Genomic DNA, 10,751 nt, shown 5'->3' with positions numbered 1-10,751 from the left:
CTCGCTGATTCCGTCGCCGCTGCTCGAACAGCTCACCGCGAGCGAATACGCGCAGATCGTGCAGACGGCCGCCGACGAGAAACGGCTGCTGCCCGCCAGCCAGCCGCGGATGAAACGCCTGCACGCGATCGTCGCGAAACTCGCGCCGTACTCGGTCAAATGGAACGATCGCGTGAAGGGCTGGACGTGGGACGTCAACGCGATCCGCTCGCGCGACATCCGCCTGACGTGCCTGCCGGGCGGCAAGATCCTCGTGTATACGGGCCTGCTCGATCGCGTGCGCCTGAACGACGACGAGCTCGGCGTGCTGATCGCACACGGCATCGCGCACGCGCTGCGCGAACATGCGCGCAGCAACTTCGGCGCAACGTCGCAGACGTCGCTGCGCGCGGCGACGCTGCCGCCGCTGTTCGGCGTCGGCGATCCGCTGCCGCAATCGCTGCATCTCGGCGAACGTCTGCAGACGCTGCGCTACGATCCGACCGACGAGACCGAGGCCGACGTGATCGGCGGCGACATCGCCGCGCGTGCCGGCTTCGATCCGCGCGCGGCGATCACGCTGTGGGACAAGCTCGCGGCCGCCACGCGCGCGAACAAGGCGGCCGGCTTCATCTATACGCATCCGTACGGCGCATCGCGCCGCCAGGATCTGCTGAACCGGCTGCCGGACCTGATGCCGCTCTACGCGAAGGCGATCGGCAAGCGCGTCGATGCGCTGCCCGACTACGCGGGCATCAGCGCGCAGCGGCGCAAGGTCGTGCGGCGCTGAGCGGCGCGCGCGCCTATCGCTGCGCCGCAGTAGCCGCGGCGGCCACGCGCTCGCTGCTCTCGCGCATCGCGCGCACCTCGTCGCCGGGGCTGCGCCCGAACAGCCGCTTGAACTCGCGGCTGAACTGCGACGCACTCGCATAGCCGACGCGCGCGGCCGCGGCGCCCGCCCCCAGACCGTTCTGCACCATCATCAGCCGCGCCTGATGCAGCCGCGCGGTCTTCACGTACTGCATCGGCGACGTCGCCGTCACGTGCTTGAACTGCGCATGGAATACCGCGAGGCTCATTCCGGCCTCGCGAGCCAGCGTCTCGACGTCGAGGTCGGCCCGCAGGTCCGCATGAATGCGCCGCAGCGCCTTCGCGATCCGGCCGAAATGATGCTGCTGGACGAGCGCCGCGCGAATCGCGTCGCCCTGCGCGCCGGTCAGCACGCGATACGCGATCTCGCGCATGATCGACGGCCCGAGCACGCGCGTGTCGTGCGGCGACGCGAGCGTCTCGAGCAGCCGCAGCACCGCGTCCGCGAGCGGCGCGTCGAGCGGCGTCGAATAGACGCCGTGCGGTTCGCTGACGGCCGCGCCGAGCGTCTCGTCGAGCAGGATCGCCAGCTCGGCGATCACGGCGAGATCGACGCGGATCGAGATCGCGAGGAACGGCTCGTCGGCGCTCGCATGCGTCTCGCATTCGAACGGCAGCGGCACCGACAGCACGAGGTACTGCTGCGCGTCGTACACGAACGAGCGCTCGCCGAGATAACCGAACTTGCGGCCCTGACAGACGACGACGATGCTCGGCTCGTAGAGCACCGGCAAGCGCGGCGCCGGACGGCTCACGCGGATGAAGCGCACGCCGTCGATCGCGGCCGGCGTGTCGCCCTCGTTCGGCGCGAGACGCGTATGCAGCTCGATCATGCGGCGCCGCACGCGGTCGGCCGAATCGGCAAAAAGGGGCTGGAAACTCATCGGCAAGTTCCTGTGCTGCAAGAGAATCTGGCTCGCAATTTAGCACCGTGTCAGCGTTTCGACGGCCTTTCGCGAGAAATTCAAGAGGAATAGGCAAAGGTTCGAGACGTTCGTGTATTTCATCGCGGCGCCGCGCTCCTTACGATGGGGACCTGTCTCGCCGCGTCGCCACACCGCGCGGCGTGCCGTCCGTTTTGCCGGATGTTTAACCGGACAAGGAGCCTTACGCATGAGCACCACCTATGCCTACGCGGCGACCGACGCGCAATCGCCGCTCGCCCCGTTCGAATTCCAGCGTCGCGCGCTGCGCGACCTCGACGTGCAGATCGAGATTCTCTACTGCGGCGTCTGCCATTCCGACCTCCATCAGGCGCGCAACGAATGGCGCAACACCATCTATCCGGTCGTGCCGGGCCACGAAATCGTCGGGCGCGTGACCGCAACCGGGCCGCAGGTCTCGCGCTTCAAGGTCGGCGAGCTGGTCGGCGTCGGCTGTCTCGTCGATTCGTGCCGCACCTGCGCGAGCTGCGCGGAAGGCCTCGAGCAGTATTGCGAAAACGGCTTCGTCGGCACCTACAACGGCCAGGATCGCGTGACGGGCGACATCACGTACGGCGGCTATTCGACGCAGATCGTCGTCGACGAAGCATTCGTGCTGCGCGTGCCCGACACGCTCGACGCGGCCGGTGCCGCGCCGCTGCTCTGCGCGGGGATCACCACGTATTCGCCGCTGCGTCAGTGGAACGTCGGGCCCGGCAAGAAGGTCGGGATCGTGGGCCTCGGCGGGCTCGGTCACATGGGCGTGAAGCTCGCGCGCGCGATGGGTGCGCACGTCGTGCTGTTCACGACGTCGCCGTCGAAGATCGAGGACGGCAAGCGGCTCGGCGCGCATGAAGTCGTCGTGTCGAAGGACGAAGCGCAGATGAACGCGCACCTGAACAGCTTCGACTTCATCCTCAACACGGTCGCCGCGCAGCACGACCTGAATCCGTTCCTGCATCTGCTCAAGCGCGACGGCACGATGACGCTCGTCGGCGCGCCCGAGCACGATCACCCGTCGCCGCAGGTGTTCAACCTGATCTTCAAGCGCCGCCGCCTCGCCGGCTCGCTGATCGGCGGAATCGCGGAGACGCAGGAAATGCTCGACTTCTGCGCGCAGCACGGCATCACGTCCGACATCGAGATCATTCCGATGCAGGAGATCAACGCTGCGTACGAGCGGATGCTGAAGAGCGACGTGAAGTACCGGTTCGTGATCGACATGGCGTCGATCAAGCAGTAAGCCGCGCCGCCGAAACGAAACGGGCCGCATGTGCGACATGCGGCCCGTTGTTTCGTTTCTACGAGGCGGCGTGATCGAGCGCGCGCCGCATGGCGCGAGCCGTCATGCGTAGTCGTAATCCACCGTCAGCGGCGCGTGGTCGCTGAACTTGATGTCCTTGAAGATCGACGTGCTTTTCGCGGTCGCCGCCACGCCCGGCGTCGCGATCTGGTAATCGATCCGCCACCCGACGTTCTTCGCATACGCCTGTCCGCGGTTGCTCCACCACGTGTACTGCTCGGGCCGCGGATCGAGCGTGCGGAACACGTCGACGTAGCCGACGTCGTCGAACAGCTTCGAGAGCCACGCGCGCTCTTCGGGCAGGCAACCGGAGTTCTTCTGGTTGCTCTTCCAGTTCTTGATGTCGATCTCCTTGTGGACGATGTTCACGTCGCCGCAGAGGATCACCTCGCGCGTCTTCTTCAGCGCCGCGAGATGCGGCATGAATTCGTCCATGAAGCGGTACTTCGCCTGCTGGCGCTCGTCGCCGCTCGAGCCGGACGGCACGTACACCGACACGACCGACAGCTTGCCGTAGCGCGCCTCGACGTAACGCCCTTCCGGATCGAATTCGCTGCTGCCGAAGCCGATGATCACGTCGTCGGGCTCGCGGCGGCTGTACAGGCCCGCGCCGCTGTAGCCCTTCTTCGCGGCATGGTGGAAATAGCTCTTCAGGCCGTGCGGCGCGACGAATTCGGCCGGCAGATCGTCGGCCGACACCTTGATTTCCTGCACGCAGACGCAATCGGCGTTCTGTTCGCCGAGCCAGTCGAAGAAGCCCTTCTTCGCGGCCGAGCGGATGCCGTTCAGGTTGGCGGTAATGACACGCATCATGTCGAGTTCCGTTTCAGTTCAGTATTCGAGGTAGCGGTTCAGCGGACCTTCACGCCGTCGAGCTCCGGCTTCGGCGGCGGGAATTCCAGCTTCATGTCCGTCATCGTGCGCAGCAGCAGCTCGGCGATCATCACGTTGCGATGCGTCTTCGAGTTCGCCGGAATCACGTACCACGGCGCATGCTCGACCGACGTCGCCGCGAGCGCGTCGCGGTACGCGTCCTGGTATGCATCCCAGTGCTTGCGCGCGTCGAGATCGGCGATGTCGAACTTCCAGTGCTTGGTCGGATCGTCGATGCGCGCCTGCAGCCGTTCGCGCTGCTCGTCCTTCGAGATGTACAGGAAGCATTTGACGATCGTCGTGCCGTTCTCCGCGAGCATCGTCTCGAAATCGCGGATCTGCCGGTAGCGGCGCTCGCATGCCTTGTCGTCGATCGTGCCGAGCACGCGCGGCACCAGCACGTCCTCGTAATGGCTGCGGTTGAAAATGGCGAGCTCGCCCGCGGCCGGCACCTGCGCGTGCACGCGCCACAGGAAGTCGTGCGCGGCCTCGATCGGCGTCGGCGCCTTGAACGGCACGATGCGCAGCCCGAGCGGATCGACGTCGCGGAACACCGCACGCACGGTGCCGTCCTTGCCGCTCGTGTCCATCCCCTGCAGCACGAGCAGCACGCGCTTTTTCTGCTGCGTGTGCAGCCGCTCCTGCTGCACGTCGAGCTCGGTCGATACGATCGACAGCCGTTCGCGGTCGGCATCCTTCGAGCCCGACGAAAACGGCTTCGCCGACGGATCGAACGCGTCGAGCCTGAATGCGGCGCCATCCTTGCCGTGCTTGAAGTACGGCACGCGGAAATCGTCGAGCGACGGTTGTTTCGCCATTCGTTCCTCCTTGTACGACGCGGCGCGCGGGCGCTCGCATCGAAACGCGACGGGCCGCGCCGAACAGGTTCGGCAGCGGCCCGTCGTCAGGCGCGGTTCAGGCGCGCGGTCATGTTCAGCCGAGCTTCTTCTTCAGCAGTTCGTTGACCTGCTGCGGATTGGCCTTGCCCTTGGTCGCCTTCATCGCCTGGCCGATCAGCGCGTTGAACGCCTTTTCCTTGCCCGCGCGGAATTCCTCGACCGACTTCGCATTCGCCGCGAGCACCTCGTCGATGATCGCCTCGAGCGCGCCGGTGTCGGAGATCTGCTTCAGGCCCTTCGCGTCGATGATGCGATCGGCCGCACCGTCGTCGCTCGCCTTCTCTTCCCACATCGTCGCGAACACTTCCTTCGCGATCTTGTTCGAGATCGTCCCGTCGGCGATACGCTGCAGCAGCAGCGCGAGCTGCGCGGCCGACACCGGAATCGCGTCGATGTCGATGCCGTCGCGGTTCAGCTGCGACGACACGTCGCCCATCAGCCAGTTCGCGGCGATCTTCGCGTTCGCGGCGCCCGCCTTCGCGACGACGGCCTCGAAGTACGCGGCCATCGCCTTCGTCGACGTCAACACGCCGGCGTCGTACGCGGACACGCCATATTGCTCGACGAAGCGCTGCTGCATCGCGGCCGGCAGCTCGGGCATCCCGGCCTGCACGCGCTCGACCCAGTCGCGGCCGATCACGAGCGGCATCAGGTCCGGATCGGGGAAGTAGCGGTAGTCGTGCGCGTCTTCCTTGCTGCGCATCGAGCGCGTCTCGCGCTTGTCCGGATCGTACAGACGCGTTTCCTGCACGACCTCGCCGCCGTCCTCGATCAGCTCGATCTGGCGGCGCACTTCGTAGTTGATCGCTTCCTCGAGGAAGCGGAACGAGTTCAGGTTCTTGATCTCGGCGCGCGTGCCGAACTTTTCCTGGCCGACCGGACGCACCGACACGTTCGCGTCGCAGCGGAACGAGCCTTCCTGCATGTTGCCGTCGCAGATGCCGAGCCACACGACGAGCGCATGCAGCGCCTTCGCGTAGGCCACGGCCTCGGCCGCGCTGCGCATTTCCGGCTCGGTGACGATCTCGAGCAGCGGTGTGCCCGCGCGGTTCAGATCGATGCCCGTCATGCCGGCGAAGTCTTCATGCAGCGACTTGCCCGCGTCTTCCTCGAGGTGCGCGCGGGTCAGGTTGACCGTCTTCTCGTACGCCGGCTTGCCGGCCTTCTCGTTGGCCGGCACCTGGATCGTGATCGCGCCGCCCTGCACGACCGGAATCTCGTACTGGCTGATCTGATAGCCCTTCGGCAGATCGGGATAGAAATAATTCTTGCGCGCGAAGATGCTGCGCGGCGCAATGGTCGCGCCGATCGCGAGGCCGAAGCGGATCGCCCGCTCGACCGCGCCGCGGTTCAGCACCGGCAGCACGCCCGGCAGCGCGAGGTCGACCGGGCAGGCCTGCGTGTTCGGTTCCGCGCCGAACTGCGTCGAGGCGCCGGAGAAAATCTTCGAGACGGTCGACAGTTGCGCGTGCGTCTCGAGACCGATGACGACTTCCCATTGAGTCATATGCTTACACCCCTGCCGGAACTTGCTTGTGCCAGTCGGTCGCGCGCTGGAACGCGTCGGCGACCTGCAGCATCCGGGCTTCGTTGAAATAGTTGCCGATGATCTGCAGGCCGACCGGACGCTTCGCATTCGCGCCCGCGCCGAAGCCGCACGGCACGCTCATGCCCGGCAGGCCGGCGAGGCTCACCGACAGCGTGTAGATGTCCGCGAGATACATCTGCACCGGATCGTCGCCCTTCGCGCCGAGGTCCCACGCGACCGTCGGCGACGCCGGCCCCATGATCACGTCGCAGGACTTGAATGCTTCCTGGAAGTCGTTCGCGATGATGCGGCGGATCTTCTGCGCCTGCAGGTAGTACGCGTCGTAGTAGCCGTGCGACAGCACGTACGTGCCGACGAGAATGCGGCGCTTCACCTCGGGCCCGAAGCCCTCGGCCCGCGACTTCTTGTACATGTCGAGCAGATCGCCGTACTGCGCGGCGCGATGGCCGAAGCGCACGCCGTCGAACCGCGACAGGTTCGACGACGCCTCGGCCGGCGCAATCACGTAGTAGACGGGAATCGACAATTCCGTTTTCGGCAGCGACACCGGCACGAGCGTCGCGCCGAGCGCCTCGTATTGCTTCAGCGCCGCGTCGATGGCCGCGCGCACGTCGTCGGCGAGACCGTCGCCGAAATACTCGTTCGGCAGGCCGATGCGCAGGCCGGCGAGCGGTTTCGCCGCATCGTTGCCCGCGGCCCACGGCTGGCCGAGGTGGCGCGTGAAGTCTTCGTCGTCGCGCTCGAGGCTCGTCGAGTCGCGCTCGTCGAAGCCGGCCATCGCGTTGAGCAGCAGCGCGCAGTCGGATGCGCTCTGCGCCATCGGGCCGCCCTGGTCGAGCGACGACGCGAACGCGATCATGCCGTAGCGCGACACGCGGCCGTAGGTCGGCTTGATGCCGGTCACGCCCGCGAACGACGCCGGCTGGCGGATCGAGCCGCCGGTGTCGGTGCCGGTCGCGGCCGGCGCGAGACGCGCGGCCACCGCGGCCGAGCTGCCGCCCGAGCTGCCGCCCGGCACCGCGTTCGTGTCCCACGGGTTCTTCACCGCGCCGAACGCGGAATTCTCGTTCGACGAGCCCATCGCGAACTCGTCCATGTTGGTCTTGCCGAGCGTGACCATGCCGGCCGCCTGCAGGCGGGCGACGACGGTCGCGTCGAACGGGCTCTCGTAGTTGGCGAGCATCTTCGAGCCGGCGGTCGAGCGCCAGCCGCGCGTGACGAACACGTCCTTGTGCGCGATCGGCAGGCCCGTCAGCGGGCCGCCCGCGCCGCGCGCGAGTTCGGCATCGGCGGCCTTCGCCTGCGCGAGGGTGAGCTCCGGCTCGACGTGGACGAACGCGTTCAGGTCGCGCGCGGCGTCGATCCGTTTCAGATAGTGCTGCGCGAGCTCGACGGCCGAGCATTCCTTGGCGGCGAGCGCGGCGCGCAGTTCGGTCAGGCTTTTTGCGTGCATGAGGGAGTCTTCCTGGGAATTCTGGGTCGCGCGCGGCGCCATGTGGGCCGGCGCGCTTGTCGTCGAGCGTTTACTCGATCACCTTCGGCACGAGATAGAGGCCGTCCTGGACGGCCGGCGCCGGACGCTGGTTGTCGTCGCGGTTCACGACTTCCGTGACGGCGTCGTCCCGCAGCCGCTGCGCGACTTCCTGGATCTGTTCGATCGGGTGCGCGAGCGGCGCGATGCCGGCGGTGTCGACCGCCTGCATCTGCTCGACGAGGCCGAAGAATTCGTTGAGCTGGCCGAGCGTGTGCTCGGCGTCGGCGTCGGCCATTTCGAGTCGCGCGAGGTGGGCGATGCGTTTCACATCGGTCAGGGTCAGGGCCATGCGATCACCGGAAAAACAAGGCTGCGCGGCGCGCGAAAGCGGCGCCGCGGCGGGGGTTGAAGGGTGCGATCCCACCCTCAAAAATCGGGGCCGAAGCGGCAAAAATACCGCCCGTTTCGATTCAAATACCGCGAAATTATAAGGTATCATTACGCGTTCGACCCAGACCCGGCAGCCTTTTCCCGCACCGTTTCGCCCCTGCTTTGGCAAGCCGTGCGTGCTTCGTGCGATTTCCGGTAAATATCACTTGCAGCTTCGAGCGCCGCGGCGGCCCGTTCCGCCACGATCCGAGGCTGTTATTTTTTCCGCTGCCGCCCTGAGACCCGTGACGCAGGGCCGGCCCCAGAGCGAGACAGGATTCTGAATGTTCGGTTTTTTGCGCAGCTATTTCTCCAACGATCTGGCGATCGATCTCGGCACCGCAAACACCCTGATCTACATGCGCGGCAAAGGCATCGTGCTCGATGAGCCGTCCGTCGTGTCGATTCGCCAGGAAGGCGGCCCCAACGGCAAGAAGACGATCCAGGCCGTCGGCAAGGAAGCCAAGCAGATGCTCGGCAAGGTGCCGGGCAACATCGAGGCGATCCGCCCGATGAAGGACGGCGTGATCGCCGACTTCACCGTCACCGAGCAGATGATCAAGCAGTTCATCAAGACGGCGCACGAGTCGCGGATGTTCTCGCCGTCGCCGCGCATCATCATCTGCGTGCCGTGCGGCTCGACGCAGGTCGAGCGCCGCGCGATCAAGGAAGCCGCGCACGGCGCCGGCGCCTCGCAGGTCTACCTGATCGAAGAACCGATGGCCGCCGCGATCGGCGCGGGCCTGCCGGTGTCGGAAGCGACGGGCTCGATGGTCGTCGACATCGGCGGCGGCACGACCGAAGTCGGCGTGATCTCGCTCGGCGGCATCGTCTACAAGGGCTCGGTGCGCGTCGGCGGCGACAAGTTCGACGAGGCGATCGTCAACTACATCCGCCGCAACTACGGGATGCTGATCGGCGAACAGACGGCCGAAGCGATCAAGAAGGAAATCGGCTCCGCGTTCCCGGGCTCCGAAGTGAAGGAAATGGAAGTGAAGGGCCGCAATCTGTCGGAAGGCATTCCGCGCAGCTTCACGATCTCGAGCAACGAAATCCTCGAAGCGCTGACCGATCCGCTGAACCAGATCGTGTCGTCGGTGAAGATCGCCCTCGAGCAGACGCCGCCGGAACTCGGCGCCGACATCGCCGAGCGCGGCATGATGCTGACGGGCGGCGGTGCGCTGCTGCGCGACCTCGATCGCCTGCTCGCGGAAGAAACCGGCCTGCCGGTGCTCGTCGCCGAAGATCCGCTCACCTGCGTCGTACGCGGTTCGGGCATGGCGCTCGAACGCATGGACAAGCTGGGCAGCATCTTCTCGTACGAGTGATCGTATAAGCCGTTTCTTGACATGACGCACGCGCGGCGTGGCCGGATCGCTCGTTCAGAACGAACCGCCGCGCCGTTTGCGCGTCTGAGCATCATTTGACCGGTCACCCGCGCCCGGCGCCGACCATGGAATACAGTCCGCCGCCCCTCTTCAAGCAAGGTCCGCCCGCGCTCGCGCGGCTCATCTTCTTCGTCGCCCTCGCCATCGCGCTCCTCGTATCGGACGCGCGCTTCAGCACGCTCGAAATCGTCCGCGGCGTGCTCGGTACCGTGCTGTATCCGCTGCAGCGCGCGGCGCTCGTGCCGCGCGACCTGTTCATGGGCGCCGCCGATCTCGCCGTCACCGGCGCGACGCTGCGCGGCGAGAACGAGCAGCTGCGCAAGCGCAACCTGCAGCTGTCGACGCTCGCGAACCAGGCCGCGATCCTCACGCAGGAGAACGTGCATCTGCGCGCGCTGCTCGCGCTGCGCCAGCAGATCGCCGCGCAGTCGACGCCCGTCGAGATCCAGTACGACACCAGCGATCCGTTCACGCAGAAGATCGTGATCGGCCAGGGCTCGCAGCAGGGCATTCAGGACGGCGCGCCCGTCGTCAGCGAGGACGGCGTGGTCGGCCAGGTCACGCGCGTGTTCCCGCTGCAGGCCGAGGTCACGCTGATCACCGATCGCGATCTCGCGATCCCCGTGCAGGTGCTGCGCACCGGCCTGCGCAGCGTGATCTACGGCACGCCGAAGGGCGATTCGCTCGATCTGCGCTTCGTGCCGACCAGCGCCGATCTCGTCGCCGGCGACGAACTCGTGACGAGCGGCCTCGACGGCGTCTATCCGCCGGGCCTGCCGGTCGCGAAGGTCGTACGCGTCGACAAGCTCGCCGATACCGCATTCGCGCGCGTCACCTGCGCGCCGGTCGCGGCCGTGCGCGGTGCGCGGCAGATGCTCGTGCTGCATTACCGGAACGACATTCCGCCGCGTCCGGCCGATCCCGAGCCGGCCGCGGAGAAGAACGCGAAAGGCAAGAAGGCGGCGAAGGCGGCCGCCGCGAAGGGCGAGAAGGCCGACGCGAGCGGAAAGCCTGCCGACGCGGCCAAGCCGGCCGACGCCGCGCCGCCGGCCGGCGCGCAGCCC

Annotated in this window: 10 protein-coding genes; 4 read left to right on the top strand and 6 right to left on the bottom strand. The window is 66.8% G+C overall.

All coding sequences use genetic code 11. From position 1 onward, the window contains the following. The coding region (locus tag HMPREF3115_RS02040) for a M48 family metallopeptidase (RefSeq protein ID WP_070553320.1) at positions 1-769 on the top strand (769 nt) is incomplete at its 5' end. 13 nt (positions 770-782) lie between these two features. Here HMPREF3115_RS02040 and HMPREF3115_RS02035 read toward each other — a convergent pair. Beyond that, positions 783-1,733: an AraC family transcriptional regulator gene (locus HMPREF3115_RS02035; RefSeq protein WP_006407207.1), complete on the bottom strand. Its 951-nt coding sequence runs from the start codon at positions 1,731-1,733 to the stop codon at positions 783-785. Positions 1,734-1,962: 229 nt separating this feature from the next. On the opposite strand from HMPREF3115_RS02035, the gene HMPREF3115_RS02030 reads away from it, so the two are divergent. Further along, a complete protein-coding gene (locus tag HMPREF3115_RS02030) occupies positions 1,963-3,015 on the top strand; it encodes an NAD(P)-dependent alcohol dehydrogenase (protein WP_006412226.1) in 1,053 nt (350 codons plus the stop codon). 102 nt (positions 3,016-3,117) lie between these two features. On the opposite strand, the gene HMPREF3115_RS02025 is transcribed toward HMPREF3115_RS02030, so the two are convergent. The 5 genes from HMPREF3115_RS02025 to gatC form a co-directional block, all read right to left on the bottom strand. Further along, the gene (locus HMPREF3115_RS02025) at positions 3,118-3,888 is read right to left on the bottom strand and encodes an exodeoxyribonuclease III (RefSeq protein WP_006407209.1); all 771 of its coding nucleotides are present in this window, start codon (positions 3,886-3,888) and stop codon (positions 3,118-3,120) included. A 38-nt stretch (positions 3,889-3,926) separates the two neighbouring features. Then, complete coding sequence (locus tag HMPREF3115_RS02020) at positions 3,927-4,766, bottom strand: polyphosphate kinase 2 family protein (RefSeq protein WP_070553319.1); 840 nt, start codon at positions 4,764-4,766, stop codon at positions 3,927-3,929. 115 nt (positions 4,767-4,881) lie between these two features. Beyond that, positions 4,882-6,354 carry an Asp-tRNA(Asn)/Glu-tRNA(Gln) amidotransferase subunit GatB gene (gatB, locus tag HMPREF3115_RS02015; protein ID WP_006407211.1) on the bottom strand — a complete coding sequence of 491 codons (1,473 nt, stop codon included), beginning with the start codon at positions 6,352-6,354 and terminating at the stop codon, positions 4,882-4,884. Between the two features lie 4 nt (positions 6,355-6,358). Continuing rightward, positions 6,359-7,849 carry an Asp-tRNA(Asn)/Glu-tRNA(Gln) amidotransferase subunit GatA gene (gene gatA / locus HMPREF3115_RS02010; protein WP_006407212.1) on the bottom strand — a complete coding sequence of 497 codons (1,491 nt, stop codon included), beginning with the start codon at positions 7,847-7,849 and terminating at the stop codon, positions 6,359-6,361. 70 nt (positions 7,850-7,919) lie between these two features. Next, positions 7,920-8,219 carry an Asp-tRNA(Asn)/Glu-tRNA(Gln) amidotransferase subunit GatC gene (gene gatC / locus HMPREF3115_RS02005; RefSeq protein WP_006407213.1) on the bottom strand — a complete coding sequence of 100 codons (300 nt, stop codon included), beginning with the start codon at positions 8,217-8,219 and terminating at the stop codon, positions 7,920-7,922. A gap of 364 nt (positions 8,220-8,583) precedes the next feature. On the opposite strand from gatC, the gene HMPREF3115_RS02000 reads away from it, so the two are divergent. Then, a complete protein-coding gene (locus tag HMPREF3115_RS02000) occupies positions 8,584-9,627 on the top strand; it encodes a rod shape-determining protein (RefSeq protein WP_004189550.1) in 1,044 nt (347 codons plus the stop codon). 125 nt (positions 9,628-9,752) lie between these two features. Further along, the coding region (gene mreC / locus HMPREF3115_RS01995) for a rod shape-determining protein MreC (protein WP_070553318.1) at positions 9,753-10,751 on the top strand (999 nt) is incomplete at its 3' end.

This window comes from Burkholderia sp. HMSC10F09, assembly GCF_001806955.1.
GTDB classification, from domain to species: domain Bacteria; phylum Pseudomonadota; class Gammaproteobacteria; order Burkholderiales; family Burkholderiaceae; genus Burkholderia; species Burkholderia multivorans.
This window is presented reverse-complemented; position numbering and strand designations above follow the sequence as displayed.

Coding starts and splice junctions, on each gene's coding strand:
- HMPREF3115_RS02030 (WP_006412226.1), top strand. CDS start 1,963: ATGAGCACCACCTATGCCTACGCGGCGACCGACGCGCAATCGCCGCTC.
- HMPREF3115_RS02020 (WP_070553319.1), bottom strand. CDS start 4,766: ATGGCGAAACAACCGTCGCTCGACGATTTCCGCGTGCCGTACTTCAAG.
- gatB (WP_006407211.1), bottom strand. CDS start 6,354: ATGACTCAATGGGAAGTCGTCATCGGTCTCGAGACGCACGCGCAACTG.
- HMPREF3115_RS02035 (WP_006407207.1), bottom strand. CDS start 1,733: ATGAGTTTCCAGCCCCTTTTTGCCGATTCGGCCGACCGCGTGCGGCGC.
- gatC (WP_006407213.1), bottom strand. CDS start 8,219: ATGGCCCTGACCCTGACCGATGTGAAACGCATCGCCCACCTCGCGCGA.
- HMPREF3115_RS02000 (WP_004189550.1), top strand. CDS start 8,584: ATGTTCGGTTTTTTGCGCAGCTATTTCTCCAACGATCTGGCGATCGAT.
- gatA (WP_006407212.1), bottom strand. CDS start 7,849: ATGCACGCAAAAAGCCTGACCGAACTGCGCGCCGCGCTCGCCGCCAAG.
- HMPREF3115_RS02025 (WP_006407209.1), bottom strand. CDS start 3,888: ATGATGCGTGTCATTACCGCCAACCTGAACGGCATCCGCTCGGCCGCG.